Here is a 25,695-nt window from a genome sequence, read left to right on the forward strand (position 1 = left end):
GCAGTGAACCATACGCGAGATATCCCCCAAACCTTCTGGCGAGACGATCGTCTACCGTGGCTGGAGCTGCGCAGCACCTGGCGCAGCCGCCGGGCCTACAAGCGCCACAGCCACCCGCAGCTCTCGGTGGGGGCGATTATCGAGGGGGAAACGCGCTGCCTGTGCGCTGGCCAGGAATACCTGCTACAGCCCGGGGATCTGATCGTGATCCCGCCGCACGTGCCGCATAGCTGTAATCCGCTGCATGACAGGCCGCGCAGCTATCATATGCTTTACCTGGACGCGACATGGTGCCATGCGCAGCGCCCGGATATTCTCCACAACGCTACTCTCGCGACATCGCAGCCGCTACAGCGAGATGAGGAACTCTTTACCGGCTATCAGCATATCGTGGCCTTGATGGCACAGGGCGAGATTGCGCAACTCCCCGCTTTGGTGGCGCAATTGTTGCAATCTTTGCCGCTGTACGCCGCCGCACCGCAGGCGCCACATCATGCCAGCGCCCTGCTGTTTCAGCGCCTGGCGATGGATCTGCCGGCGTCGCCGTCGCTGGATACGCTGGCCCACGACAGCGCGCTTCGTAAAGAGACCGTTATCCGCGCCGTGAAACAAGATACCGGCCTGACGCCTGCCAGTTTGATCAACATGGCTCGCATCGAATATGCGAAAACGCGCTTGCGCGCTGGGGATCCTATTGCCGACGTCGGCTATCAGGCTGGCTTTGCCGATCAGAGCCATTTCCATAAAACCTTTGTCAGCTATACCGCCGCCACGCCGCGGCAGTATGCGCTAAGCAGATCAATATCTGACAATAAGTAATACGCCATCTGGCGTAGGGTGGTCTCAGCACCATTATCGAGGCCACTATGCATACCTTATCGACGCTCTTCCCCGCCGCTTTCCCGGCGCTAGCCCTGTCCCACTTCGTCGCTCTGCTCAGTCCGGGCCCTGATTTTTTTCTGCTGGTCGGCTACGCCGTGCGCTACCGGATCCGCGGCAGCATCGGATTGTGTCTCGGCATCGCCGCCGGCAATGCGCTGTATATTGTGCTCGCCATCGTCGGCTGGGGGCTTCTGCGCCAGGCGCCGCTGCTTTTTTTGCTCATCGAGCTGTTGGGCGCGGGCTATTTACTGTGGATTGGCAGCCTGCTGATTCGCAGCCGTCCCGCAACACTGGCGGTGGAGAGTGTTCGCGCATCGCGTCCGGGGTTCGGCAAGCAGCTGCTGCTGGGGCTGGGATCATCGCTACTCAACCCCAAAAACGCCCTGTTTTACCTGGCGCTGATGACCTCCCTGCTCGGGCCGGCTGTGACCCTGCTTCAGCAAACGGTGAGCGGGCTGTGGATGGTCAGCGTGGTGTTCTTCTGGGATTTACTGCTGGTGAGCGCGATTGCGCTGCCGCAGGTACAGCGCCGCCTGAACGCCATCGTCTGGCGGGTCGAGCGGGCGGCAGGGGCGATCCTGATGCTCTTCGGCCTGTGGATTATCTGGCGATTTTTGCACGACCTCGCCGTCAGGCTATATGCTTAAGCATATGGAAAAACTCGCTGAACTGAAACGCGCCAAACTGCTGGCGCTGTCGCTGCTGCTGATTGCAGCCGCCATTTTTATCACTACCCTCGTGCTACCACCGTCGCCCTGGGTCGGTGCGCTAAAAGCTATTTCCGAAGCGGCGATGGTCGGGGCGCTGGCCGACTGGTTTGCGGTCGTGGCTCTGTTTCGCCGCATTCCGCTGCCCTTTGTCGCCCGCCATACGGCGATTATTCCGCGCAACAAAGACCGCATCGCCGACAACCTCGGCCGCTTTGTCGAGGAAAAGTTCCTTGATACCCCGTCGCTAGTCGCACTGATTCGCCGCTACCAACCAGCCCTGATGCTCGGCAACTGGTTTAGCCAGCCGGAGAATGCCCGACGGGTCGGCCAGCACCTGCTGCAGGTGATGAGCGGTTTTCTCGAACTGACCGATGACGCGCGCATTCAACGTCTGTTACGTCGGGCGGTGCATAAAGCTATTGATAAGGTCGACCTGACGCAGACCAGCGCCATGATGCTGGAGGGACTGACCCGCGACAATCGCCATCAAAAGCTGCTCGATTCGTTGATAAACCAGCTGATCGCTCTGCTGCAGCGCGACAACTCCCGCGCCTTTATCGCCCGCGGCATCGTGCACTGGCTGGAGACCGAACACCCACTGAAGGCCAAACTGCTACCCACCGAGTGGCTCGGCGAGCACAGCGCTGAGATGGTCACCGACGCGGTGAATACCCTTCTGGATGAGGTGACTCACGACCGTACGCATCAGATCCGTCAGACTTTTGACCGCGCCGTGCAAAAGCTTATCGATAACCTGAAATCCGACCCGGATATGGCGCAGAAGGCCGATAACATCAAAGCCTGGCTAAAAAATGATGAGACCTTTAACCACTATCTTGGCGAAGTATGGGGCGACCTGCGCGGCTGGGTAAAAAACGATATCAGCAGCGACGACTCACGTATTAAGCAGCGCATCGCCGAGGCTGGTCAGTGGTTCGGTGAAACCTTACTCCGCGACGACGCGCTGCGCGAATCGCTCAACGAACACCTGGAGCAGGCGGCGCACCGGGTGGCACCGGAGTTCGCCACCTTCCTCACCCGCCATATCAGCGACACAGTGAAGAGCTGGGACGCCCGCGATATGTCGCGGCAGATCGAGCTCAATATCGGTAAAGATCTGCAGTTCATCCGCATCAACGGCACCCTGGTGGGGGGAACCATCGGCCTGTTGTTGTGGCTGCTCTCGCAGATCCCCTCGCTGCTGCATCTGCATATTGGTTAGCAATGATACTATCCGAACAATAGCGCTGATAAATATTCCACAGGGAGGGCGAAATGATGCACCGGATTTCCCACTGGCTGACCCGGCACGCCGCCGCGCTGTTCTTCCCGGCAGCGCTAATCCTGTATGATTTTTCCGCCTATCTCACCACCGACCTGATCCAGCCGGGGATCCTCCACGTGGTGCGGGATTTCAATGCCGATGTGGCGCTGGCTCCAGCCTCGGTAAGCCTGTATATGGCCGGCGGCATGGCGCTGCAGTGGCTGCTGGGGCCGCTCTCTGACCGGATAGGACGGCGTCCGGTGCTGCTCACCGGCGCGCTGATTTTCACCCTCGCATGCCTGGCGACCCTGTTCACCACCTCCATGACGCAGTTCCTGATTGCCCGCTTCGTGCAGGGCACCAGCATCTGCTTTATCGCCACCGTCGGCTACGTCACCGTGCAGGAAGCCTTTGAAGAAAAAAGGTCTATCAGGCTAATGGCGGTGATCACCTCCGTCGTGCTGGTGGCGCCGATCGTCGGCCCGCTCTCCGGCGCGGCGCTGATGCATTTCATTCACTGGAAAGCGCTGTTCGGCATTATCGCCGCCATGGGGCTGGTGGCCTGGCTGGGACTGCTGCTGACCATGCCGGAAACGGTGCGTCGCGGCGATGTGCCGTTCAGCCCCCTGGGCGTGCTGCGCGATTTTCGCAACGTCTTTCGCAACCGCATCTTTTTACTCGGCGCCGCCACGCTGTCACTGAGCTATATTCCGCTGATGAGCTGGGTGGCGGTATCGCCGGTGATTTTAATGGACGCCGGCGGGCTGACCACCAGCGAGTTCGCCTGGAGCCAGGTGCCGGTCTTCAGCGCCGTCATCATCGCTAACCTGTCGGTAGCGCGCTGGGTAAAAGATCCCACCCGCCCGCGCTTTGTCCTCAGCGCGGTCCCGGTACAGATGCTCGGCCTGGCCATCCTGATCGTTGGCAATCTGCTATGGCCCCACGTCTGGCTGTGGTCGGTGCTCGGCACCTGCTTCTACGCCTTTGGCATCGGGCTAATCTTCCCGACGCTGTTTCGCTTTACCCTCTTTTCCAACGACCTGCCGAAAGGCACTGTCTCCGCCTCGCTGAATATCGTGATCCTCAGCGTCAGCGCGTTATCAATTGAAGGTGCGCGCTGGCTGTGGTTCCATGGCGGCAGACTCCCCTTCCACCTGTTGGCGGTAGCCGCCGGGATCGTCGCCGCCTGCTGCCTGGCCGGACTGTTACGCCACCAGCGCGGGCAAGCGGTGATCGAAGCCCGGCAATCGTGAGCCCTTTTACGGAGAAAGATCCTCATGAGCGACATTGAACTCAGCCCGGCGCAGCGCGACCTGCTACGCGACAGGCTCAGCAAGTACTGCGCAGAGACCTTCGACCTCGAACTAGAGCAGTTTGACGCCGAATTTTTCGTCGACTTTATCGCCAAAGAGCTGGGACCGCTGTTTTACAACGCCGGTATCGAAGAGGCCATCCGCACCCATCTGGCATGGAGCGAGCGTATCCAGGAAGAGATGGATTTGAAAAAGGTCTATTAACACCGCGCACAGACGCAGGAGATCAATAAAACCCTGCAAATACCATGGCTATAATGGCGACTCTTTCAGCATCTCCCGTGTACGGGGAAGGAAAATCATGTCGCTTATCACCGATCTACCCGCCATTTTCGACCAGTTCTCGGCAGCTCGCCAGAAGGGCTTTCTCACCGTCATGGATCTTAAAGAGCAGAACGTGCCGCTGGTGGGCACCTACTGCACCTTTATGCCCCAGGAGATCGCCATGGCGGCGGGCGCCGTTGTCGTCTCGCTGTGCTCGACCTCCGATGAAACCATTGAAGAAGCGGAAAAAGATCTGCCGCGCAACCTTTGCCCGCTTATCAAAAGCAGCTACGGCTTCGGCAAAACCGATAAATGTCCGTACTTCTATTTCTCTGACCTGGTGGTCGGGGAAACCACCTGCGACGGCAAAAAGAAAATGTACGAGTACATGGCCGAGTTCAAGGCGGTCCACGTCATGCAGCTGCCGAACAGCGCCAGCGACGCCGCCTCCCGCGCACTGTGGAAAGCGGAGATCCTGCGCCTGCAGCAGGTGATTGAGGCCCGGTTTGGCACGCCGATTAGCGAGGCGGCGCTGCGCGAAGCCATTGTACTGAAAAACCGTGAACGCCGGGCGCTGGCCCACTTCTATCGCCTCGGGCAGCTCAATCCGCCGGCGCTCAGCGGCGGCGACATCCTGAAAGTGGTGTACGGCGCCACCTTCCGTTTCGACAAAACCGCCCTGATTGATGAACTGCATACCATGGCGGAGCGCATCCATCAGGAGTGGCAGCAGGGTAAACGGCTGGAATCACGTCCACGGATCCTGATCACCGGCTGCCCGATCGGCGGCGCGGCGGAGAAAGTGGTTCGCGCCATTGAGGAAAATGGCGGCTGGGTGGTCGGCTATGAGAACTGCACCGGCGCGAAAGCGACCGAGCGCTGCGTGGCGGAAGAGGGCGACGTCTACGACGCCTTAACCGATAAATATCTCGCCATCGGCTGCTCCTGTATTTCCCCCAACGACCAGCGTCTGCAGCTGCTCAGCCAGATGGTAGAGGAGTATCAGGCCGACGGGGTGATCGACGTCATTCTGCAGGCCTGCCATACCTATGCCGTGGAATCGCTGGCGATTAAACGTCATCTGCGCCAACAGCACGATCTTCCTTACATGGCGATTGAAACTGACTATTCGACAGCGGACCTCGGCCAGCTCAGCACCCGCGTCGCCGCCTTTATCGAAATGCTGTAAGGAGCTGGCGTGAACTATACGGTTGGCATTGATTCCGGCTCCACCGCCACAAAAGGCATCCTGCTGGCGGACGGCGTCATCGTGCGCCGCTTCCTCTGCCCCACTCCCTTTCGCCCCGCCGACGCCATCCACGAGGCCTGGGAGACACTGCGCGCTGGCCTCACGGAGACGCCTTTTTTAACCCTCACCGGCTATGGCCGCCAGCTGGTGGATTTTGCCGATAAGCAGGTGACGGAGATCTCTTGTCACGGCCTCGGTGCCCGCCTGCTGGCGCCGGACACCCGCACGGTGATTGATATCGGCGGCCAGGACAGCAAAGTTATCCAGCTGGACGCTGGGGGCAACCTCAGCGACTTCCTGATGAATGACAAATGCGCCGCCGGCACCGGGCGCTTTCTGGAAGTCATTTCACGCACCCTCGGCGCCAGCGTCGAACAACTGGACGCCATTACCGACGGCGTCGAGCCGCACGCCATTACCAGCATGTGCACGGTGTTTGCCGAATCGGAGGTCATCAGCCTGCGGTCGGCCGGCGTCGCGCCGGAGGCGATTCTGGCGGGGGTGATTAACGCCATGGCCCGGCGCAGCGCAAACTTTATTGGCCGCTTATCGACGCAGGGGCCGCTGCTGTTTACTGGCGGCGTCAGCCACTGCGCCACCTTTGCCCGGATGCTGGAAACGCATGTCGGTATGGCGGTGACGACCCATCCCGACGCCCAGTTCGCCGGGGCGATCGGCGCGGCGCTGATCGGCCAGCGCCAGCGGAGGCGCGGATGACAACGTTTCTGTTTTTATTTCATTCCACGGTGGGAGTAGTGCGAATGCGCAAAGCCCTGCAAGCGGCGGGAGTGGCCTTCAAGGTCAAAGATATACCCCGCCAGCTGCGCAGCGGCTGCGGGCTGTGCATCCTGCTGGAGGGGACGGAAGCCGATGCGCGAGCCTGGATCATCCCGGAACAGACGGCGGCGTTGTATCAGCAGGACGGGGAAGCGTGGCGCTGTCTCGCCACCTTCCCATCAGCAGGTTAATCGCTCACCACAAAGCGCGTCGCCGCGAAGCAGTTCAGCAGGCGGTGCATAAGAAAGACCAGGGTCAGCGTCACCACCAGCGAGACCGTCACCGAGGTGATGCGGTACAGATCGCTGAACACCAGATCCTGATACGGATGCAGGTTCTGGCCGAACATAATGCCGATGGTAGTGATGCTGGCGAAGCCCACCCCGGCCCCCACTTTCTCCATCACGTGGAGGCGGGCGCTGAAGGCCAGCCCGAGACCAATCAGCGGCATCATCAGGATCATGTGGTTGCTGAAATCATAGATAATCAGCTGTACCACCAGTATATAAAGACAGGCCAGCACCACCCCGACGACGCGCCAGATCGAGCTGATCACCGCCCCGCGATAGTGCATCGGGAACAGGATCAGGATCCCGGCCATCAGCGCCGACAGCGAGTCGCTGAGATCGCATACCTGAAACACTACAAAGATGATCGTCGCCACCGTACCGGAGAGCAGCGACTCATGACGGATGCGGGCGGCGTCTTTCTCAATCCGCGGCGGCGGTTTGCGCGGCTCGACGTCCGGAATGAGATAGTGGAGCAGCGCGCTCAGCGCCACCGCCAGCACGCACGCTTCCATGTTGGAGAACATCAGGGTGTGCCAGTTGCTGGTCGGGTAGCTCATAAAGTTGAGCATCGTGCTCTGGCACACCACCCCCATCGACCCCAGCAGAAACAGCGGCCCCTGGCTCATAAAGCGGAAACGCATCACATACAGGGCAAACACCACCAGGGTCATGATCACCGGCCACTGCGACAAATAGCCGACAATTAGCACCATTTCGACGCAGTTCACCGCTGCGCTGAACACAAACTGGCAGGCGACGTGGCGGTTAAACATCGGCACCAGCGACATCAGCATCAGCGGATACACCACAAAAAATACGCCGTACTGCACGTCGTAGAAAGTGGAGATGCTGAGCGCAATGGTCCCGGCCACGGCGATACGCACCGTCTGGCGAAAATCATTCGCCGTGTAGACGATATTGCCGTGCGGCGTAAAGACGTGCGCCAGGGTATTAATAGACATAGTGTAACCAGCTCACCAGGTGGATCTGCAGGCCGGCGAAGGTGCGGGCGAAAGGTCCCTCGCTATTGTACAGCTGCACCGTGGCGCGGGCGCCGGTCGGCAGCGGTTTGTCCAGCGGCTGATCCAGCGCGACATGAATACGCATCCGCTGGGCGTCACGCACCCAACGAGTGGACTGCTCCGGCTGCGACAGCTGGCCGTTCACCGCCTCCTGCCCCGCCAGAATCCCGGCATCGCTGCTGGTGACGTGCGCCGGAAAGACTTGCCCCGGCAGGGCGTCAAAGACCACCGCCGCATCGGTATTCACCGCGGTGTGGCGCAGGCTTTTTTCGCGGAAGTCGGCGACGATATCGGTATTGTTGTTAACCAATGCCAGCACAGCCGTCGCCGCGGTGGCGTAGATCCCCGGGTTCAACTGCAGGTTGCTGACCATGCCGTCAGTTTCCGCACGCACTTTGGTCCAGGCCAGGTTCAGCTGCGCCTCCTCCAGCGCGTTGCGGTATTTCTGCAGAGTGACGTTGCGCTTATCGTCGCGCTCGCCGCGCTGGATCAGCAGGTTCTGGATCTGCGCATTCAGCGCCGAGACCGACTGTTCGCTGGTCTGCCAGGTGGTCCGCACCTTATCGAGGTCAGACTGCGAGACGTTCTGCATGGTACTCAGGCGCTGATAGCGATCGAGGGTGACCTTATCATTGCGCGCGGTGTACTGTGCGGTGCGCAGGTTGGCGCGCGCGGCGGCGATTTGCGCGTCCAGCTGCTGGTTGCTCAGTTTCGCCTGCTCAAGGGCGATTTGCGCCGCTTCAACTTTATTAATGAATGGCGTTGGGTCGAGCTCATACAGCAGGTCGCCTTTTTTTACCTGGCTGTTGTTGTGCACGTAAACGTGCGAGACATAGCCGGAGACCCGCGACGATACCGGAGTCACCACGCGCATGACGGTGGAGTCCGGCGTCAACGGGATCCAAATATCGGCAACGATAAACCAGGCGAATATTCCCAGAAAAGCGGCAATACTCACCCGTACCCAGCGGGCAAATTTTTGTTCAGGCGTCATCATAGTATGTTAGATCTTGTTATCTTCTTCGCGGATATTCCGCAAACGGCAGGCGATTTGATTTAATGTAGCGCTGAATGTGGCGAGGTCGGCTTCCGGGATGGTCTGGGTTACACGCTCCTGATAGGTCTCGATCACGCAGCTCAGTTTTTCCAGAATAGCCCGCCCCTCGGCGGTCAGCGCCAGCAGGCGAATGCGTTTGTCATATGGCGATGTGGAACGCACCAGATAGCCCTGCTTTTCCAGTAATGAGAGGGTGCGCATTAGCGGCGGCAGTTCAATACCCTGTACCTCCGCCAGTTCGCTGACTGAGACATTGTCTCCCAGCTGATGCAGTTGCATCAGCACCGTCCAGCTGGACTGGGTGAGTCCGGTATCGGTGATAGCGGAGTCAATAATAGCGCGCCACTGGCGCACCACCATAGCCATTCTCATCCCCAACGGGCGGCGGGCAAACAGGTCGTCTTCGGTCACAGCTTTTCCTCTCATTGTTGAGAAGAAAATAATACTTATCAGGGTAAGTATCAAGAAACGGAAGGTCGTGCCGCATCAATTGATAAATTTCGTGAATGTATCCCGGCGGCACTTTGCGCTCACCGGGATAATGAAGAAGGTTTGCCTGTAAAAAAACCGCACGTTTTAATTGATCTGGTCCCGACGCAGACCGATATCTTTCAGCTGTTCGTCACTCATTCGCTGCAAAGCTCTGCGCGTTTGCTCCTGAAGCCACCATTTTTTGATAAACCGCACCAGCAATACGAAACCGATAAATGGCTGTCTTGCCCTGTTCTCGTGAAATTCCATCCTCTACCTCCTCACCTTGCCAGAGGCTTTATCTTCACGGATTTGGGGATAAGGAATACAGATTCACAAAACACTTTTCTTTAACATACAGATTGGCTAAAACGTACAGCAGACCCCAATTTTTACGCCCCTCTGTACTGGTTATTCCATCTGTATGGCGGCAATTAAGGATACAGCATGACCCGCTACCAACATCTCGCTACGCTGCTGGCTGAACGTATTGAACAGGGCCTGTACCGCCATGGTGAAAAGCTGCCGTCGGTGCGCAGCCTCAGCCAGGAACATGGCGTCAGCATCAGTACCGTCCAGCAGGCCTATCAGTTACTTGAGCAGCAGCAAATGATTGTGCCGCAGCCGCGATCGGGCTATTTCGTCGCCCCCCGCAAGGCCCAGCCGCCGGTGCCGCCGATGTCGCGCCCGGTGCAACGGCCGGTGGAGATCACCCAATGGGATCAGGTGCTAACCATGCTCGACGCCCGCTACGATAAAACGATCATCCCCTTCGGCGGCGGCTCGCCGGACGTGACGCAGCCAAGCCTGAAGCCCATCTGGCGCGAACTGAGCCGGGCTATCCAGCACAACCTCACTGAGGTGTTGAACTATGACGAACTGGCCGGGCGTCGCGAGCTACGGGAGCAGATCGCCCGCCTGATGCTCGACGGCGGGTCGGTGGTGACTGCCGACGATCTGGTGCTCACCAGCGGCTGCCACAGCGCGCTGTCGCTGGCCCTGCTGTCGGTGTGCCAGCCAGGAGACATCATCGCCGTGGAATCCCCCTGCTACTACGGCACCATGCAGATGCTGCGCGGGCTGGGATTAAAGACCATTGAGATCCCCACCGATCCGGAAACCGGGATCAGCATTGAGGCCCTGGAGCTGGCGCTGGATCAGTGGCCGATCAAAGGGGTGATCCTCGTGCCCAACTGCAACAACCCGCTGGGCTTTATCATGCCGGACGCCCGCAAGCGCGCGGTGCTGAACCTTGCCCAGCGCTACGATATCGTTATTTTCGAGGATGATATTTACGGCGAGCTGGCCACCGAGTATCCACGCCCACGCACCACTCACTCCTGGGATATCGACGGCCGGGTGATGCTCTGCAGCTCTTTTACCAAAACCATCGCCCCCGGGCTGCGTATCGGCTGGATCGCCCCCGGGCGCTATTACGACAAGCTGCTACAGATGAAGTACGCCGCCAGCGGGACCAACGTCCCCTCCACTCAGCTGGCGGCCTGTAATTTTATTCGCGAAGGCCACTACCACCGCCACGTGCGGAGGATGCGGCAGATCTATCAGCGCAATATCGAGATCTACACCTGCTGGCTGCGGGAATTTTTCCCGTGCGGGATCTGCGTCACCCGGCCAAAGGGCGGTTTTATGCTGTGGGTTGAGCTCCCGGAGCAGGTCGATATGGTCTGCGTCGCCAAGCAGCTGTGCCGGTTGAAGATCCAGGTCGCGCCGGGCTCGCTGTTTTCGGCAGCGGGCAAGTATCGCAACTGCGTCAGGATCAACTGCGCCCTGCCGCCGACCGAGAAACATAAAGCGGTGATGGTGAAGCTGGGAGAAGCAGTGAAGGTGGCGATGGAGTGAATTTAACCTGTTCTCCCCGGTGGCGCTGCGCTTACCGGGGCTATGGGTGATCTCGTGTCTGCAACGCCCTGTCACTCATCAAAAAACACCATCCCCTTATACGGCTGTTCGCGGCAGGCGGCCAGCCGCTGGGCGAGACTGCCGACGTGCAGCTCCAGCTTGTGGCCGTCGGGGTCGAGGAAATAGTGCGAAGCGCCTTCGCTACGGTTCAGCTTCCAGACCGCCACGCCGGCAACCTCCAGGCGGGCGGCAAAGCGGGCGAAATCCGCCTCGCTGATGCTAAACGCATAATGGGTGTAGTCGCTCTCCTCCGGCGGGGTAACGCGCCGCTGCGGATCCAGCGACAGGCACAGCCAGAGATCGCCACAGGAAAGATAGGCGCCGCTGTCCCAGCGGGCGTGCAGCGTCATGCCCAGCAGCTGCTGATAAAACGCCACGCTCGGCGCCAGCTGGCTGACTGCCAGGGTCAGGTGATTCAGTCCACTCAGCATGTCTGTTCCTCCAGTGAATTCACGATGAACTGGCGCAGCCATTGATGCGCCGGGTCGCGATGCCAGCGCTCGTGCCACAGCATCAGCATCTCAAAGCCGGCGACCGCCAGCGGCGGCTCGACCACCACCAGCCCGCTCTGCCCGCGCACCAGCCGCTCCGGCAGCACCGCCACCAGATCGCTATTGCGCAGGGTCTCCAGCATAAACAAGAAATGTGGCACGGAAAGGACAACCCGCCGCGTCAGCCCGAGGTTCGCCAGCGCGATATCGGTCGCCGCGCTGAAGCCGCCCCCGTCCGGGGAGACAACGACTTGCTCCAGCTGACAAAACGTCTTCAGACTCAGGCCGCGCTGCAGCGCCGGATGTTCCGCCCGGCCAGCCAGCACGTAGCGTTCGCGAAACAGCAGGCGCTGATGCAGCCCCGGCGGCGCGCCCTCGCGGGTATGAAAGAAGAGATCGACTGTATCGCTGGCCGCCTGCTGCTCCAGCCGCGCCGGCTGCAGTTCGAATACCGCCAGCCGACTGCCGGAAGAGGCCTGGCGTAACTCAGCCAGCATCGGCAAGAGGATCGCCGAGGCCATATAGTCCGTCGCCGCCACCCGCCAGGTCTCCGCCGCCGTGGCCGGTTCAAAAGGGCTGACCGGCGCCACCGCCTGCTCCAGCGCGGCTAACGCAGCGCGCAGCGGCTGGCGAAGCTCATCGGCGCGGGCCGTAGGCTGCATGCCGCGCGGGCCCGGCATCAGCAGCGGATCGGCGAAAATCTCCCGTAGCCTGGCGAGCTGAATGCTGACCGATGGCTGCGACAGATTCAGCCGCTGCGCCGCCCGGGTAACGTTGTTTTCGCTAAGCAGCACATCCAGGGTGCGCAGCAGATTAAGATCCAGACGCTGTAAATTAATCACGACTATACCTGGAATTTAAGTAATTAATTTCTACTATAGCGTCAGCTTTCCTACTCTGCAGCTCTCCATACGCCAGAGGTGATGTTATGAAAGTACTGCTGATTTACGCCCATCCGGAACCGCGCTCGCTCAATGGCGCGCTGAAAAATTTCGCCATCCGCCATCTGCAGCAGGCGGGCCACGAAGTGCAGGTCTCCGATCTCTACGCCATGCGCTGGAAGGCCGGATATGACGCCGACGACAGCGGCTCCCCGCCGGTCGGCGAGTTCTGGCGTCCGACCCTCGATTCAAAACAGGCCTTTGAACAAGGAACCCAAAGTGCGGATATCGTAGCCGAGCAGGAAAAGCTGCTGTGGGCCGATACGGTGATTTTCCAGTTTCCGCTATGGTGGTTCTCGATGCCCGCCATCATGAAGGGCTGGATCGACCGGGTGTACGCCTGGGGCTTTGCCTATGGCGTCGGCGAGCACAGCGACCGCCACTGGGGCGATCGCTACGGGGAAGGCACCTTCGTCGGCAAACGGGCGATGCTGATCGTCACCGCCGGCGGCTGGGCGGAACACTATTCACCGCGCGGGATCAACGGCCCCATCGACGACATCCTGTTCCCCATTCAGCACGGCATGCTGTTCTATCCCGGCTTCGAGGTGCTTCCGCCGCTGGTGCTCTACCGCACGGACAAAACCGACGCCACGCAGTTCGCCGACCAATGCGCCGCCCTGGCCGAGCGGCTGGACAGGCTGTGGCAAACCGAGCCAATTCCATTCCGTCGGCAAAATCATGGCGATTATCTGATCCCGTCGCTGACGCTGCGCCCGGAGCTGGCGCCGGGGCAAAGCGGTCTGGCGGTGCATTTGCGTAGCGAATAACTGATTACCCCGTCCTCGCCCCCGAGGACGGGTCATTTACCCGGCTCTCTCCAGGCCCAGCATGCCTCGCGCCTGGATAAAGCACAGCAGCAACACGCCCCACAGCGCCATCGTCAGATAGGGGCTGATACCGAGAATATTGAACCCACTCTCAATAATCTGCAGCAAGAACAGCGCGAGCACCATCCCGACGATGCGCCCGCTACCGCCATCCGGATTCACGCCGCCGAGCACCGCCGCGAGGATCGACACCAGCAAATACGATTCTCCATAAGACGCTTTGGCTGAATTCAGCTTCGACATCATCAGAAACGCCGCCACCGCGCAGAGCAGGGCCGAGATGACATAGACCCACATCAACACCCGCCGGGTATTGATCCCGGAATAATGGGTCGCCCGCTCGTTGGATCCGATCAACATGATCGCCCGACCCAGCGGGCTTTTCTCCAACAGCACCCACAGCCCAACCGCCACCACCGCAAAAAGCCACATTGGAAGCGGAATACCGAACCACTGAGCGTGATTCAGCCACAGCACCCACTGCGGATAGTTAGCGATAGCGCTGCCGCCGGTGATCAGAATATTGATCCCCTTGAGCAGGGTCATCATGCCAAGGGTAGCCAGGATCGGCGAAACGCGGATCCCGGCGATCAGTATCCCGTTGCACAGGCCAATGATCATCGCCGCCCCTCCGCCGGCCAGCAGCGTCGCCAGCGCGGTAGCGCCCCCCGGCGGATAGCTCGTCGCCACCCAGGCCATCACCAGCGAGCAGGCGTTAGCCGTCGCGATAATTGACAGATTAATGCCGCCGCAAAGCATGGTCATGGCCATCGCCAGCGCCAGGATCCCCAGCACCGGCATTTGCGAGGCAATTGACTGAAAATTGCTGACAGACCAGAAGATGTTTGGCATGGCGATGCTAAAGGCGATAACCGTCAGCAGCAGCAGGCCGATCAGGTAAAACTCAACGTTGTTGCGCCACGATTTTTTCATAACAAGCTCCGGTTCTGATGCTGGCTCCATGCCGTTACGCTGATGCTGACGACGATGATGGCCCCGGTGATCAGGGTCTGCCAGTAGGAAGAAACCCCCAGCAGGTTCAGGCCGTTCTGCATCACCGCCAGTAAAATCACCCCCAGCAGCGTACCGGTGAGGGTTCCGCGCCCGCCAATCAGGCTGGTGCCGCCCAACACCACCGCCGCCAGCACCGTCAGCTCATAGCCCAGCAGTGAATCCGGCGCGACGGTCATCACCGTCCACGCCTGCACGACACCCGCGGCACCCGACATCAGCCCCATATAGCCATAAACGAACAACTGCAGGCGGAGCACGCTGAAGCCGATGCGGCTGGCAGATTCCCGGTTCCCCCCCATGGCGTAGATCTTGCGGCCAACGGTAGTGAAATTCATGATAAACGCGGTTAACAGCACCACCGCGATCATCGTCAGCAGCGGCAGCCCCAGACCGTAGTCGTAACCATCGGCATCGGTGTATTTGAACAGCATGACCCCCTGTTCAAACCACGGAGGGAAATCGTAGAGCCAGACACCTTTGCTTAACCACAGCAGCAAACCGTAGAAAATGTTGAGCGTAGAAATGGTGATAATGATCGAGGGCACCCGCAGACGATTAACCAACAGCGCGTTCACCAGCCCCAGCAGCGCGCCGATGCCGCCAGCAAGCACAAAAGCCACCGCGAAGTTGCCGCCTACTTTTTGCAGCATCACCACCATGCCGTACTGGGCGATAATGGTCATAGCCGGGAAGGAGATATCAATCCCGCCGGCGATCAGCACCACGAACAAACCACAGGCGAGAATGGTCAGCATCGCATAGTTATTGGCGAGGTCGTAAAGATTGCCGAAAGTGAAAAATTCCTCACTGCGCCAGCCCAGCAGCAGGCACAGCGCAATAATGAACATACCTAACCAGAATTCATGTTGTTTCAACAGATTAGCCATTGACCACCTCCGCTATCTGCTGCTGGGTACTGCTGTCCGGCAGGAAGTTATGAGTTAGCTCGCCCTGCTTCATCACCAGAATACGATGACTCTGATACCACGCCTCTTCGATCTCGTCGCAAATCATCAGCACGGCGATGCCATGGGCCGCCAAATCGCTGATGATATGGTAGATCCCGGCTTTGTTTGCGATATCCACCCCCACCGTTGGGCTATCGAGGATTAGCAGTTTAGGAGAGATCGCCAGCCATTTGGCGATAGAGACGCGCTGGGCATTGCCGCCGGAGAGGGTATTCACCGGCAGATGCGTATCCGGCGCCTTAATGGTCAACGCGTTGACCATTCTTGCGACCAGCTGCTGAGCTTTACTGTCACTCAATAGTCCGCAAGCGCCTTTCACTTTATGAAACACGGTGCTGATGATGTTGTTTTCAATCGACTGACTCATCACCAGGCCGCGCGACATACGGTCCTCAGAGACATAGCCAATACCGTGGCGGATAGCATCCTGGTTGCTGCGCAACCGCACCGGCTGGCCATTTATCAGGATCTCGCCGCTGTCAGGGCGGGTCATGCCGAAAAGGCTCAGGCACAGCTCTGTTCGCCCGGCGCCCAACAGGCCGACTATCGACACCACCTCTCCGGCTTCGACCTTCAGGGAGACGTTGTGATATTCCCCTTTGCGACAGAGATTGCGCACCTCCAGCACTGGCGTGCTGCCCTGCCCCTGCCACAGATCGCGCGCCTGATAGTCGAACTCCTGGCCCGTCATCAGAAAACCGAGCCGGCGGGTGGTTACCTCTGCCGCCGGCAAGGTGCCGACCAGATTGCCATCCTTCAGCACGCTGATGCGGTCCGATACGGCCATGACCTCTTCCAGACGGTGGCTAACGAAGACGATGCAGATCCCCCTCTCACGCAGCTGGCGCACCACATGCAATAGTCCCTCCACTTCCTGATGGGTCAATGAGGCCGTGGGTTCATCCATAATAATAAGCCGCGCATCCTGCGCCAGCGCGCGGCAGATAGCCACCAGCTGACAGCGAGCGATGGAGAGCGACTCCACGGTGGCATCCAGCGGCAGCGAGACGTTAATACTGCGCATCGCCTGCTCCGCACTGCGTCGCAATTCGCTGCGCTTCACCAGCACGCCGCGATGATAGTGGTTAATGGCAATGTTCTCCCACACGCTGAGATTGGGAAACAGCGACAGATCCTGATAAATCACCTGGATCCCATGGGCGACAGAGGCCGCTGGCGTCAGTTTGGGCCACGTCTTGCCACCCAGCGTCATCGCTGCGCCCTCATCCGGGCGATAGACGCCAGAGATAATTTTGATCAACGTCGACTTCCCGCAACCGTTCTGCCCGGCCAGGCAGTGCACTTCTCCAGGCAGAAAGTCGATGCTGATATCATTGAGCGCACGGTTGGCGTGGAAGGTTTTGCTGACGTGACGAAGGGAAAGGAAAGGTTCCATAGCATCCCCTGGCAGGTTAAGCCGGGGCGCCAGGCGCCCCGGAAGATGGATTAGTAGAGCGAATCAATATTGTCTTTATTCACCAGCAGCACTTTATGGAAGCGGATAATATGCTTGTCGCTATCGACCTCCGCTTTGCCGAGTTCTTTCAGTTCGAAGCCCGGCTCAATGGTTTTGCCGTTCAGCAGGGTGCTGGCGACGGCCGCGAGGGCATAGCCGGCTGTCGCCGGATCGTAGGTGATGCCTTCGGTAATATCGCCGCTCTTAATGAGAGAGGCCGCCTGCGAGGGGATCATCATCCCGTAGACCGCGACTTTGTTTTTCGCACGCTTCTCTTTCACCGCGCGCCCCGCGCCAATCGGGCCATTCGAACCAAAGGAGACCACCGCTTTCAGATCCGGGTAAGTTTTCATTAGATCAAGCGTGGTACGGCGGGAATCATCGACACTTTCCGCCACCGGCATTCGACGGGTGACTTCATGCATATCCGGGTAATGTTCTTTTTGGTATTTCACCAGCAGGTCAGCCCACAGGTTGTGCTGCGGTACCGTAAGGCTACCGACATAGATAACGTAGCCGCCTTTGCCACCCATCCGCTTGGCCATATGCTCCACGTATTCAGCGGCGAACTTCTCATTATCGATGATCTCCACATCCCAGTTGGCGCTCGGCTGCCCGGGCGATTCGTTGGTCAGCACCACGATGCCGGCGTCACGGGCTTTTTTGAATACCGGCTCCAGCACGTTGGCATCGTTAGGCACGATAGTGATGGCATCCACTTTACGTGCAATCAGGTCCTCAATAATTTTTACCTGCTGCGGCGCATCGGTGCTGGACGGCCCAACCTGGGAGGCGTTGAGGTTAAACTCTTTCCCGGCCTGGACAACCCCTTCTCCCATCCGGTTGAACCACGGCATGCCGTCCACTTTTGAAATATTGACTACGGTTTTTTCCGCCGCATATACCGGCGCGGAAATAAGCGCAGCCCCCAACAGCAAGGATGAAAAAATATTAACGACCAGACGTTTATGCATAATAATTAGCCTCAATACGTTGTAGTCAGACAGGGGTATGACGCAAAGCGGAAAAAGAGATATAAATTGTAATAATGTTAATAATTTAGAAGAGAATAAACACAAGCTGTAACAGCAGACAGGTAATATCCAGCTATAAATATGGATAATAATACTATAATCCTGTGACGTGAGCTTTTTCACAAAAAACATGCAACATAGTTTGTTGTTCCAGAATAATGATCGGGTCGCAGAGAAAATATATTTTTCCAGCTTCGTTATTTACCGAAAAACAATCCCATAAATAACATCAGGAAAAGTATGTGATTTTTGATTGCGCCTCCAGCCCCTTCCGTGGCAGGATAATCCCTATGAACAGAAACGCGATCGTAACCAGTCCCCGCCGTTGGTGGCTGCCTGCATAACAGGCGGCACGATACACGTTTCCATTTTAAAGCCGTCGGAAGGCGGCTTTGGTGTTTTCAGGACGTCTTTCGGCTGAACAGTCTGATAAGGAGTCTCTGATGAACCATCCGCAAACCATTCTCACCGGTGACCGCCCGACCGGCCAGCTGCATCTGGGCCACTACGTTGGCTCGCTACGTCAGCGCGTCGCGCTGCAGCATAACCACCAGCAGTTTATCCTGATCGCCGACCTGCAAGGACTCACAGACAACGGCAGCAACCCGCAAAAAATCAGCCACCATATCCTCGAAGTCATGGCCGATTATCTGGCGGTCGGCATCGACCCCGGGCTAACGACGATCTGCCTGCAGTCCGCCCTGCCGGCGCTGGCGGAGCTCAGCGCGCTGTATATGAACATCGTCACCGTCGCCCGCGTGGAGCGTAACCCGACGGTCAAAAATGAGATTGCCCAGAAAGGATTCGCCCGCTCGCTGCCGGTGGGTTTTCTCGCCTATCCAATTAGCCAGGCCGCCGATATCACCGCCTTCAAAGCCGAGCTGGTACCGGTAGGCGACGATCAGCTACCGATGATTGAGCAGACCAATGAGATCATCCACAAAATGAATAGCCTGACCGGCGAACCGGCGCTGCGCCACTGCAAGGCGCTACTCAGCGACGTGAGTCGCCTGCCGGGCATCGACGGTAACGCCAAAATGTCGAAATCGCTGGGCAATACGCTGACCTTATCGGCCAGTGAAGAGGAGATCCACCGTGCGGTCAGCGCGATGTATACCGACCCGACGCACCTGAGAGTCAGCGATCCGGGTCATGTCGAGGGCAACGTGGTGTTCACATACCTTGATGCTTTCCATAACGATAAAGCGCGAGTGGCAGAGATGAAAGCCCACTATCAGCGCGGCGGGCTGGGCGATCGACAGTGTAAGAATGAGCTGGAGACCTGCTTGCAGGCGCTACTGGCGCCGATCCGCGAACGCAGGGCCACCTTTATTCAAGATAAAGGGATGCTGCTGGAACTATTGCGTCAGGGCAGCGAGCGCGCCCACCACCTCACGCAGCAGACGCTGCATGAGGTGAAGCGCGGGCTGGGGCTGCCGGTGCTGTTCTGAGGTGATGAAATATCCTCTGTGTGAGTATTTTTGTTAACACACCGACAAGACCCCGCCTTTCGTATGGACAATATTACCCCGGCTGTTACTATCGCGTTAACGGTAGCTCTCACTATGCGTGTTTCATTAAGGCCAGGATCGCTGATGATGACCACATAAGTAGCCCAGCGTTCGGCTGCGCATCGGCGCGGCAGAGCGCGGCGTCAGCGGCCCTCCCTCCACTTTTTCGTCCTTCGCAAGAAGGACGCTCCGCCCGCCGGAGGAGACACGCGTATCACTCAGCACAGGGAATCAAGCGAGTCGCGTATGGACAAAATAAAGAAACGTTGGGCAGGGTATTTTGTCGGCTTACTGGTGGTGCTCGCCGCCGCCGCATGGTGGCTGCTCCGCCCGCCGGGACTTCCGGCGGGTTTTGCCAGCAGCAACGGTCGAATCGAAGCCACCGAAGTCGATATTGCCAGTAAAATCGCCGGGCGTATCGACACGATTCTGGTCAAAGAGGGCCAGTTCGTGCGTCGGGGAGACGTCCTCGCAAGGATGGATACGCGCGTACTGAACGAGCAGCGTCTGGAAGCCGCCGCACAAATCAAGGAGGCGGAAAGCGCGGTCTTAGCCGCCAGAGCTTTGCTCGATCAGCGACAAAGTGAAATGCGTGCCAGCGAAGCGGTAGTGAAGCAGCGTCAGGCGGAGCTGGACTCCACGGCGAAACGCCATGTCCGCTCAAACACTCTCTCCCAGCGCGGCGCCGTCTCCGCCCAGCAGCTGGATGACGACCGTGCGGCCGCAGAGAGCGCCCGCGCGGCGCTGGAATCGGCGAAAGCCCAGGTCTCCGCCGCCCGCGCCGCCATCGAAGCCGCTCGCACCAGCATTATTCAGGCGCAAACCCGCGTCGAAGCCGCCCAGGCGACCGAACGGCGGATCCTCGCCGATATTGACGATAGCGAGCTGAAAGCCCCCCGCGATGGCCGCATTCAGTATCGCGTCGCTGAGCCAGGCGAAGTCCTGGCCGCCGGTGGCCGGGTGCTGAACATGGTCGATCTCGCCGATGTCTATATGACCTTCTTTCTGCCCACCGAACAGGCAGGTCTGCTGGCAATCGGCAGCGAAGCACGCTTGATCCTTGATGCCGCGCCGGATCTGGTGATCCCGGCCAATATCAGCTTTGTCGCCAGCGTCGCCCAGTTCACGCCGAAAACGGTAGAAACCAGCGACGAGCGCCTTAAGCTAATGTTCCGCGTCAAAGCGCGTATCCCACCGGAGCTGCTAGCGCAGCACCTGGAGTATGTCAAAACCGGCCTGCCCGGTATGGCTTACGTACGGCTGGATAAACAACAACCCTGGCCTGAAGCCCTGGTGGTGAGGTTGCCGCAATGAAACTGACGCCGCAGGATACCTCGCCCCCCGTCGCCCTGCTGGAACACGTTGGTCAGCAGTTTGGCGCCACCATCGCACTGCGCGATATCAGTCTGGCGATCCCGGCACGGCGTATGGTTGGCCTGATTGGCCCGGACGGCGTCGGCAAATCGAGCCTGCTCTCGCTGATCGCCGGGGCGCGGGCCATCGAGCAGGGGAACGTGATGGTGCTTGGCGGCGATATGCGCGATGTGCATCACCGCCGCGAGGTGTGCCCGAAAATCGCGTGGATGCCGCAGGGGCTGGGGAAAAACCTCTATCACACCCTCTCGGTGTATGAAAATGTCGACTTCTTCGCCCGCCTGTTCGGCCACGATAAAGCCGAGCGCGACCTGCGTATCAACGAGCTGCTGCAGAGTACCGGGCTGGCGCCGTTTCGCGATCGCCCGGCGGGTAAGCTCTCCGGTGGGATGAAGCAAAAGCTCGGCCTGTGCTGCGCGCTGATCCACGACCCGCAACTGCTAATCCTCGATGAACCCACCACCGGCGTCGACCCGCTCTCCCGGGCGCAGTTCTGGGAGCTTATCGACAATATTCGTCAGCGCCAGCCGGAGATGAGCGTGCTGGTGGCCACCGCCTACATGGAAGAGGCCGAGCGCTTCGACTGGCTGGTGGCGATGAATGCCGGCGAGGTGCTGGCAACCGGTAGCGCCGAGGAGCTCAAAGCCCAGACCGGCAGCCAGACCCTGGAGCAGGCGTTTATCGCCCTGCTGCCGGAAGCGCAGCGCCAGGCGCATAAGGCCGTAGTCATCCCGCCGCGCGACAGCCGCGAAGAAGAGATCGCCATCGAAGCCCGGGGCCTGACCATGCGCTTCGGCAACTTTGTTGCCGTCGACCACGTTAATTTCCGCATCGCCCGCGGCGAAATCTTTGGCTTCCTCGGCTCTAACGGCTGCGGCAAATCCACCACCATGAAGATGCTCACCGGCCTGTTGCCCGCCAGCGAAGGGGAAGCCTGGCTGTTCGGCCAGCCGGTCGACCCGAAGGATATCGCCACCCGCCAGCGGGTGGGCTATATGTCGCAGGCCTTCTCGCTTTACAGCGAACTGAGCGTGCGGCAAAACCTCGAACTGCACGCCCGCCTGTTCCATATTCCGGACGGCGACATCCCCGGCCGGGTGGCGGAAATGAGCGAGCGCTTTATGCTGACCGACGTTGAAGACGCGCTTCCCGCCGATCTACCGCTGGGGATCCGTCAGCGCCTGTCGTTAGCGGTAGCGGTCATCCATCGCCCGGAGATGCTAATCCTCGATGAGCCGACCTCTGGCGTCGATCCGGTGGCGCGCGATATGTTCTGGCAGCTGATGGTCGACCTCGCGCGACAGGATCGCGTCACTATATTTATCTCCACCCACTTTATGAATGAGGCGGAACGCTGCGATCGCATCTCGCTGATGCACGCCGGCAAGGTGCTGGCCAGCGATACACCGCAGGCGCTGGTCGAGCAGCGCGGTGCCGCCAGTCTGGAAGAGGCGTTTATCGCCTGGCTCAAAGAGGCTCAGCCGACTGCCGCGGTGCCTGAGGAACCCGCACCTGCCGCCGTATCTCATCCCGAAGGCACGACGCCACGCCAGGCCTTCAGTCTGCAGCGCCTGTTTAGCTACAGCCGCCGCGAGGCGCTGGAGCTGCGCCGCGATCCGGTGCGATCGACGCTGGCGCTGCTGGGAACGGTGATCCTGATGTTTATCATGGGCTATGGGATCAGCATGGACGTCGAGGATCTGCGCTTTGCCGTCCTCGACCGCGATCAAACTCTCAGCAGCCAGGGCTGGTCGCAGAATCTCGCTGGCTCACGCTACTTTATCGAACAGGCGCCGCTGCACAGCTATGATGAACTCGACCGACGAATGCGCGACGGTGAGCTGGCGGTGGCGATAGAGATCCCGCCGAACTTTGGTCGCGATATCGCCCGCGGCACGCCGGTGCAAATCGGCGTGTGGGTGGACGGCGCAATGCCAAACCGCGCGGAAACTGTGCGCGGCTACGTGCAGGCGATGCATCTGGCCTGGCTGCAGGAGATGGCCGGCCGGCAGAGCAGCCCGCAGCGGGATACCTCGCTCATCTCCATCGAAACCCGCTATCGCTATAACCCGGATGTGAAGAGCCTGCCGGCCATCGTTCCGGCGGTTATCCCCCTGCTGTTGATGATGATCCCGGCGATGCTCAGCGCGCTGAGCGTAGTGCGTGAAAAAGAGCTCGGGTCAATCATCAACCTGTACGTAACGCCGACCACCCGCAGCGAATTTCTGCTCGGCAAGCAGGTGCCTTACATCGTACTGGGGATGTTTAACTTCTTTCTGCTGTGCGCGCTGTCGGTCTTTGTCTTTGGCGTATCGCATAAGGGCAGCTTCCTGACGCTGACCCTGGCGGCGCTGCTGTATGTCACCATCGCCACCGGTCTGGGGCTACTGATCTCCACCTTTATGAAGAGCCAAATCGCCGCCATCTTCGGTACCGCGATTATTACGCTGATCCCGGCAACCCAGTTCTCCGGGATGATCGATCCGGTGGCCTCGCTGGAAGGCCCCGGGCGCTGGATTGGGCAAATCTACCCAACCAGCCACTTCCTGACTATCGCCCGCGGCACTTTCTCTAAAGCGCTTAACCTCAGCGATTTGTGGATTTCCTTTATCCCGTTATTGATTGCAGTGCCGCTGGTGCTCGGGTTGAGCGTGTTGTTGCTGAAGAAGCAGGAGGGATGATGCGCGGATTACGCAATATTTATAACCTCGGCGTCAAAGAGCTGCGCAGCCTGCTCGGTGATAAAGCGATGCTGGCGCTGATCGTGTTTGCGTTTACCGTATCGGTATACTCTTCGGCCACGGTGATGCCTGGTTCGCTGCACCTGGCGCCGATCGCGGTTGCTGATATGGATAAATCGCAGCTCTCTTCACGCATCATTAACGCTTTCTATCGTCCCTGGTTTCTCGAACCAGAGTTGATCAGCGCCGATGAGATGGACGCCGGGCTGGATGCCGGGCGCTACACCTTTGCCATCAATATTCCACCTAACTTCCAGCGCGATGTGCTGGCTGGCCGCCAGCCGGAAGTGCAGGTTAACGTCGACGCCACGCGCATGAGCCAGGCCTTTACCGGCAACGGCTATATCCAGAATATTATCACCGGTGAAGTAAACAGTTTTGTCGCCCGCTATCGGGATAACAGCGTGCTGCCGGTAGAGCTGGCGGTAAGGATGCGTTTTAATCCTAACCTTGAGCAGGAGCGCTTTGGTGCGGTGATGGCGATCATCAATAACATCACCATGCTGGCCATTGTCCTCACTGGTTCGGCGCTGATCCGCGAGCGGGAGCATGGCACTATAGAGCACCTGTTGGTAATGCCGGTCACGCCGTTTGAAATTATGCTGGCCAAGATCTGGTCGATGGGTCTGGTGGTACTGCTGGTGTCCGGGCTGTCGCTGGTGCTGATGGTGCAAGGGATTTTGCAGGTGCCCATCGAAGGCTCGATTCCGCTCTTTATGCTGGGGGTAGCGCTCAGCCTGTTCGCCACTACCTCGATCGGCATTTTTATGGGCACTCTCGCCCGCTCGATGCCGCAGCTGGGGCTGCTGATGATTCTGGTATTACTGCCGCTGCAGATGCTCTCCGGCGGATCCACGCCGCGGGAAAGTATGCCGCAGCTGGTTCAGGATATTATGTTGACCATGCCGACTACCCACTTCGTCAGCCTGGCGCAGGCGATACTGTACCGCGGCGCCAGTTTCGCCATCGTCTGGCCGCAGTTCTTAACCTTGCTGGCTATCGGCGGAGTGTTTTTTACTATCGCACTGCTGCGTTTTCGTAAGACTATCGGTGAGATGGCATAAAGGCTTAAGAAGAGCCGTCGACTTACGGCGGCCCAATAGTTTATTTGTGGCGGTTCATAAAGCGGCGTAAACCCCAGGTGAAGGCCATCGCCATACTGAAGAGAATGAACAGCAACACCACCCAGCTGATGGAGATGCGCAGCAGCGTGCCGGGGGTCATAAACGGCTGCAGGTAGACGGTGAAGGACTGCGCGGGTGATTTTCCCAACAGCTCATACACGTTATCGGTGAGCCACACGCCGACCCGGCAGAACAGCCAGATAATCGCTGGCCAGCAGAGCAGCACCAGAAAGGTAAAGCGCTCCTGAATGTAAGTGAAGAGCTGGCGCAATGGCGACCAGGTAAGCAGGATTTTCATTTCTATTCTCATATTGCCAGCCGAAACCTGCACATGTCTCGCAAGGTATTTCGGGCAGCATCCATACAGGCAATCATCCCCCTTTGTATATCAAATTTGCTGCCATATAAACCAGATCAAGTTAACAAAGTGTTAATGATAAAGCTCATTTAGACAAAAACAGGGAAGACGCATACCGTTCGCCACAATACATCCGGTAGCGAAGTATCCAGTCACGGAAATATTTTTTATGTAGCGTAAACACGTTATTTTGCGGGAGGAAGAGGCCGCATCATTATTTTACCGGGGCACAATATAATGGCGCTGAAATAGAGAAATAATATTAATCGTAGCTACTAATAATTATTTTCCGACTTGTATCATCCGATAAATTCACCATCCGGGTAACCACGCCACGAGCATTAGTAACGCTATTTTGCGAAGTAATAAAGGCGGTGCTGCGCACCTTGTCCGGGCTACGGTTTTGTAGCCCCGGTAAGCGCAGCGCCACCGGGGGAGGCATGCCGGCACGCTGGCCGGACGACAGAAACGCAAAAAGCCCATCCGGCAGGATGGGCTCTTCACTTGTTTGATGCCTGGCAGTTCCCTACTCTCACATGGGGAGACCCCACACTACCATCGGCGCTACGGCGTTTCACTTCTGAGTTCGGCATGGGGTCAGGTGGGACCACCGCGCTAGTGCCGCCAGGCAAAT

General features: G+C 58.9%; 25 protein-coding genes and 1 rRNA gene. 14 read left to right on the plus strand and 12 right to left on the minus strand.

All coding sequences use genetic code 11. From position 1 onward, the window contains the following. Window positions 1-3 precede the first annotated feature (3 nt). The 8 genes from LGL98_RS21920 to LGL98_RS21955 all read left to right on the plus strand — a co-directional run bounded on the left by LGL98_RS21920 (window position 4) and on the right by LGL98_RS21955 (window position 6,650). The gene (locus LGL98_RS21920; RefSeq protein WP_136031505.1) at window positions 4-819 is read left to right on the plus strand and encodes a helix-turn-helix transcriptional regulator; all 816 of its coding nucleotides are present in this window, start codon (window positions 4-6) and stop codon (window positions 817-819) included. A 47-nt stretch (window positions 820-866) separates the two neighbouring features. Next, entirely contained in the window at window positions 867-1,529 is a 663-nt protein-coding gene (locus tag LGL98_RS21925; protein WP_136031503.1) for a LysE family translocator, read from the plus strand. Beyond that, window positions 1,522-2,814: a DUF445 domain-containing protein gene (locus tag LGL98_RS21930; protein WP_136031501.1), complete on the plus strand. Its 1,293-nt coding sequence runs from the start codon at window positions 1,522-1,524 to the stop codon at window positions 2,812-2,814. Before LGL98_RS21925 ends, LGL98_RS21930 begins: the two co-directional genes overlap by 8 nt. A 53-nt stretch (window positions 2,815-2,867) precedes the next feature. Then, window positions 2,868-4,109 (plus strand): multidrug efflux MFS transporter MdtM, encoded by a 1,242-nt coding sequence (mdtM, locus tag LGL98_RS21935; RefSeq protein WP_136031499.1) that lies wholly within the window; start codon window positions 2,868-2,870, stop codon window positions 4,107-4,109. Window positions 4,110-4,133: 24 nt separating this feature from the next. Then, on the plus strand, window positions 4,134-4,373 hold the full coding sequence (locus LGL98_RS21940) for a DUF2164 domain-containing protein (RefSeq protein ID WP_136031497.1): 240 nt from the start codon (window positions 4,134-4,136) through the stop codon (window positions 4,371-4,373). Window positions 4,374-4,470: 97 nt separating this feature from the next. Further along, a complete protein-coding gene (locus LGL98_RS21945) occupies window positions 4,471-5,622 on the plus strand; it encodes a double-cubane-cluster-containing anaerobic reductase (RefSeq protein WP_136031495.1) in 1,152 nt (383 codons plus the stop codon). Between the two features lie 9 nt (window positions 5,623-5,631). Next, the gene (gene yjiL / locus LGL98_RS21950) at window positions 5,632-6,399 is read left to right on the plus strand and encodes a putative 2-hydroxyacyl-CoA dehydratase activator YjiL (protein WP_136031493.1); all 768 of its coding nucleotides are present in this window, start codon (window positions 5,632-5,634) and stop codon (window positions 6,397-6,399) included. Further along, window positions 6,396-6,650 (plus strand): putative Se/S carrier protein, encoded by a 255-nt coding sequence (locus LGL98_RS21955; protein ID WP_136031491.1) that lies wholly within the window; start codon window positions 6,396-6,398, stop codon window positions 6,648-6,650. The genes yjiL and LGL98_RS21955 overlap by 4 nt, the downstream gene beginning before the upstream one ends. On the opposite strand, the gene LGL98_RS21960 is transcribed toward LGL98_RS21955, so the two are convergent. From LGL98_RS21960 to LGL98_RS21975, 4 genes are all read right to left on the minus strand, one after another. Next, complete coding sequence (locus LGL98_RS21960) at window positions 6,647-7,711, minus strand: DUF2955 domain-containing protein (protein ID WP_136031488.1); 1,065 nt, start codon at window positions 7,709-7,711, stop codon at window positions 6,647-6,649. The two genes, LGL98_RS21955 and LGL98_RS21960, sit on opposite strands and share 4 nt — an antisense overlap. Continuing rightward, window positions 7,701-8,768 (minus strand): HlyD family secretion protein, encoded by a 1,068-nt coding sequence (locus LGL98_RS21965; RefSeq protein ID WP_002887394.1) that lies wholly within the window; start codon window positions 8,766-8,768, stop codon window positions 7,701-7,703. Before LGL98_RS21965 ends, LGL98_RS21960 begins: the two co-directional genes overlap by 11 nt. A 6-nt stretch (window positions 8,769-8,774) precedes the next feature. Then, complete coding sequence (locus LGL98_RS21970) at window positions 8,775-9,239, minus strand: MarR family winged helix-turn-helix transcriptional regulator (RefSeq protein WP_087805803.1); 465 nt, start codon at window positions 9,237-9,239, stop codon at window positions 8,775-8,777. Window positions 9,240-9,404: 165 nt separating this feature from the next. Next, complete coding sequence (locus tag LGL98_RS21975) at window positions 9,405-9,569, minus strand: DUF1127 domain-containing protein (protein ID WP_008807599.1); 165 nt, start codon at window positions 9,567-9,569, stop codon at window positions 9,405-9,407. A gap of 177 nt (window positions 9,570-9,746) precedes the next feature. Between LGL98_RS21975 and LGL98_RS21980 the strand changes: the two genes are divergently transcribed. Then, the gene (locus LGL98_RS21980) at window positions 9,747-11,159 is read left to right on the plus strand and encodes an aminotransferase-like domain-containing protein (protein WP_136031485.1); all 1,413 of its coding nucleotides are present in this window, start codon (window positions 9,747-9,749) and stop codon (window positions 11,157-11,159) included. Between the two features lie 71 nt (window positions 11,160-11,230). Here LGL98_RS21980 and fosA read toward each other — a convergent pair whose 3' ends face one another. Together fosA and LGL98_RS21990 are read right to left on the minus strand one after the other, a co-directional pair. Next, window positions 11,231-11,650: a FosA5 family fosfomycin resistance glutathione transferase gene (fosA, locus tag LGL98_RS21985; RefSeq protein WP_100698680.1), complete on the minus strand. Its 420-nt coding sequence runs from the start codon at window positions 11,648-11,650 to the stop codon at window positions 11,231-11,233. Beyond that, window positions 11,644-12,552 carry a LysR family transcriptional regulator gene (locus tag LGL98_RS21990; protein ID WP_136031482.1) on the minus strand — a complete coding sequence of 303 codons (909 nt, stop codon included), beginning with the start codon at window positions 12,550-12,552 and terminating at the stop codon, window positions 11,644-11,646. The genes fosA and LGL98_RS21990 overlap by 7 nt, the downstream gene beginning before the upstream one ends. A gap of 86 nt (window positions 12,553-12,638) precedes the next feature. Here LGL98_RS21990 and LGL98_RS21995 point away from each other — a divergent pair, with 86 nt between their 5' ends. Continuing rightward, complete coding sequence (locus LGL98_RS21995; protein WP_136031480.1) at window positions 12,639-13,421, plus strand: NAD(P)H-dependent oxidoreductase; 783 nt, start codon at window positions 12,639-12,641, stop codon at window positions 13,419-13,421. A gap of 36 nt (window positions 13,422-13,457) precedes the next feature. On the opposite strand, the gene LGL98_RS22000 is transcribed toward LGL98_RS21995, so the two are convergent. The 4 genes from LGL98_RS22000 to LGL98_RS22015 are packed head-to-tail and all read right to left on the minus strand — an operon-like array spanning window position 13,458 to window position 17,893. Then, complete coding sequence (locus LGL98_RS22000) at window positions 13,458-14,414, minus strand: ABC transporter permease (RefSeq protein WP_136031478.1); 957 nt, start codon at window positions 14,412-14,414, stop codon at window positions 13,458-13,460. Further along, the gene (locus LGL98_RS22005) at window positions 14,411-15,382 is read right to left on the minus strand and encodes an ABC transporter permease (RefSeq protein WP_136031476.1); all 972 of its coding nucleotides are present in this window, start codon (window positions 15,380-15,382) and stop codon (window positions 14,411-14,413) included. Before LGL98_RS22005 ends, LGL98_RS22000 begins: the two co-directional genes overlap by 4 nt. Continuing rightward, window positions 15,375-16,859: a sugar ABC transporter ATP-binding protein gene (locus tag LGL98_RS22010; RefSeq protein ID WP_136031475.1), complete on the minus strand. Its 1,485-nt coding sequence runs from the start codon at window positions 16,857-16,859 to the stop codon at window positions 15,375-15,377. Before LGL98_RS22010 ends, LGL98_RS22005 begins: the two co-directional genes overlap by 8 nt. Window positions 16,860-16,909: 50 nt before the next feature. Further along, entirely contained in the window at window positions 16,910-17,893 is a 984-nt protein-coding gene (locus tag LGL98_RS22015) for an autoinducer 2 ABC transporter substrate-binding protein (RefSeq protein WP_002887349.1), read from the minus strand. A gap of 503 nt (window positions 17,894-18,396) precedes the next feature. On the opposite strand from LGL98_RS22015, the gene trpS reads away from it, so the two are divergent. From trpS to LGL98_RS22035, 4 genes are all read left to right on the plus strand, one after another. Next, the gene (gene trpS / locus LGL98_RS22020; RefSeq protein WP_136031473.1) at window positions 18,397-19,404 is read left to right on the plus strand and encodes a tryptophan--tRNA ligase; all 1,008 of its coding nucleotides are present in this window, start codon (window positions 18,397-18,399) and stop codon (window positions 19,402-19,404) included. Between the two features lie 306 nt (window positions 19,405-19,710). Then, a complete protein-coding gene (locus LGL98_RS22025) occupies window positions 19,711-20,778 on the plus strand; it encodes an HlyD family secretion protein (protein ID WP_136031471.1) in 1,068 nt (355 codons plus the stop codon). Further along, complete coding sequence (gene rbbA / locus LGL98_RS22030) at window positions 20,775-23,519, plus strand: ribosome-associated ATPase/putative transporter RbbA (RefSeq protein ID WP_136031469.1); 2,745 nt, start codon at window positions 20,775-20,777, stop codon at window positions 23,517-23,519. The genes LGL98_RS22025 and rbbA overlap by 4 nt, the downstream gene beginning before the upstream one ends. Further along, window positions 23,519-24,643 carry an ABC transporter permease gene (locus LGL98_RS22035; protein ID WP_136031590.1) on the plus strand — a complete coding sequence of 375 codons (1,125 nt, stop codon included), beginning with the start codon at window positions 23,519-23,521 and terminating at the stop codon, window positions 24,641-24,643. Before rbbA ends, LGL98_RS22035 begins: the two co-directional genes overlap by 1 nt. Before the next feature lie 40 nt (window positions 24,644-24,683). Here the strand turns inward: LGL98_RS22035 and LGL98_RS22040 are convergent, their stop codons facing one another. Both LGL98_RS22040 and rrf read right to left on the minus strand, forming a co-directional pair. Further along, window positions 24,684-25,001, minus strand: coding sequence for a hypothetical protein (locus tag LGL98_RS22040; protein WP_073901503.1), 318 nt, complete (start codon window positions 24,999-25,001; stop codon window positions 24,684-24,686). Between the two features lie 573 nt (window positions 25,002-25,574). Beyond that, window positions 25,575-25,690: ribosomal RNA gene (gene rrf / locus LGL98_RS22045) — 5S ribosomal RNA — on the minus strand. Between the last annotated feature and the right edge of the window lie 5 nt (window positions 25,691-25,695).

The organism is Klebsiella africana (genome assembly GCF_020526085.1).
Lineage (GTDB): Bacteria > Pseudomonadota > Gammaproteobacteria > Enterobacterales > Enterobacteriaceae > Klebsiella > Klebsiella africana.

Excerpts from the sequence above, each read along its gene's own strand:
- LGL98_RS21975 (WP_008807599.1), bottom strand. The coding sequence starts at position 9,569 with ATGGAATTTCACGAGAACAGGGCAAGACAGCCATTTATCGGTTTCGTA.
- LGL98_RS21995 (WP_136031480.1), top strand. The coding sequence starts at position 12,639 with ATGAAAGTACTGCTGATTTACGCCCATCCGGAACCGCGCTCGCTCAAT.
- LGL98_RS21945 (WP_136031495.1), top strand. The coding sequence starts at position 4,471 with ATGTCGCTTATCACCGATCTACCCGCCATTTTCGACCAGTTCTCGGCA.
- mdtM (WP_136031499.1), top strand. The coding sequence starts at position 2,868 with ATGATGCACCGGATTTCCCACTGGCTGACCCGGCACGCCGCCGCGCTG.
- LGL98_RS22015 (WP_002887349.1), bottom strand. The coding sequence starts at position 17,893 with ATGCATAAACGTCTGGTCGTTAATATTTTTTCATCCTTGCTGTTGGGG.
- LGL98_RS21965 (WP_002887394.1), bottom strand. The coding sequence starts at position 8,768 with ATGATGACGCCTGAACAAAAATTTGCCCGCTGGGTACGGGTGAGTATT.
- LGL98_RS22010 (WP_136031475.1), bottom strand. The coding sequence starts at position 16,859 with ATGGAACCTTTCCTTTCCCTTCGTCACGTCAGCAAAACCTTCCACGCC.
- fosA (WP_100698680.1), bottom strand. The coding sequence starts at position 11,650 with ATGCTGAGTGGACTGAATCACCTGACCCTGGCAGTCAGCCAGCTGGCG.
- LGL98_RS21925 (WP_136031503.1), top strand. The coding sequence starts at position 867 with ATGCATACCTTATCGACGCTCTTCCCCGCCGCTTTCCCGGCGCTAGCC.
- trpS (WP_136031473.1), top strand. The coding sequence starts at position 18,397 with ATGAACCATCCGCAAACCATTCTCACCGGTGACCGCCCGACCGGCCAG.
- LGL98_RS22035 (WP_136031590.1), top strand. The coding sequence starts at position 23,519 with ATGCGCGGATTACGCAATATTTATAACCTCGGCGTCAAAGAGCTGCGC.
- LGL98_RS22000 (WP_136031478.1), bottom strand. The coding sequence starts at position 14,414 with ATGAAAAAATCGTGGCGCAACAACGTTGAGTTTTACCTGATCGGCCTG.
- LGL98_RS21930 (WP_136031501.1), top strand. The coding sequence starts at position 1,522 with ATGCTTAAGCATATGGAAAAACTCGCTGAACTGAAACGCGCCAAACTG.
- LGL98_RS21980 (WP_136031485.1), top strand. The coding sequence starts at position 9,747 with ATGACCCGCTACCAACATCTCGCTACGCTGCTGGCTGAACGTATTGAA.
- LGL98_RS21960 (WP_136031488.1), bottom strand. The coding sequence starts at position 7,711 with ATGTCTATTAATACCCTGGCGCACGTCTTTACGCCGCACGGCAATATC.
- LGL98_RS22005 (WP_136031476.1), bottom strand. The coding sequence starts at position 15,382 with ATGGCTAATCTGTTGAAACAACATGAATTCTGGTTAGGTATGTTCATT.
- rbbA (WP_136031469.1), top strand. The coding sequence starts at position 20,775 with ATGAAACTGACGCCGCAGGATACCTCGCCCCCCGTCGCCCTGCTGGAA.
- LGL98_RS22040 (WP_073901503.1), bottom strand. The coding sequence starts at position 25,001 with ATGAAAATCCTGCTTACCTGGTCGCCATTGCGCCAGCTCTTCACTTAC.
- LGL98_RS22025 (WP_136031471.1), top strand. The coding sequence starts at position 19,711 with ATGGACAAAATAAAGAAACGTTGGGCAGGGTATTTTGTCGGCTTACTG.
- LGL98_RS21940 (WP_136031497.1), top strand. The coding sequence starts at position 4,134 with ATGAGCGACATTGAACTCAGCCCGGCGCAGCGCGACCTGCTACGCGAC.
- LGL98_RS21955 (WP_136031491.1), top strand. The coding sequence starts at position 6,396 with ATGACAACGTTTCTGTTTTTATTTCATTCCACGGTGGGAGTAGTGCGA.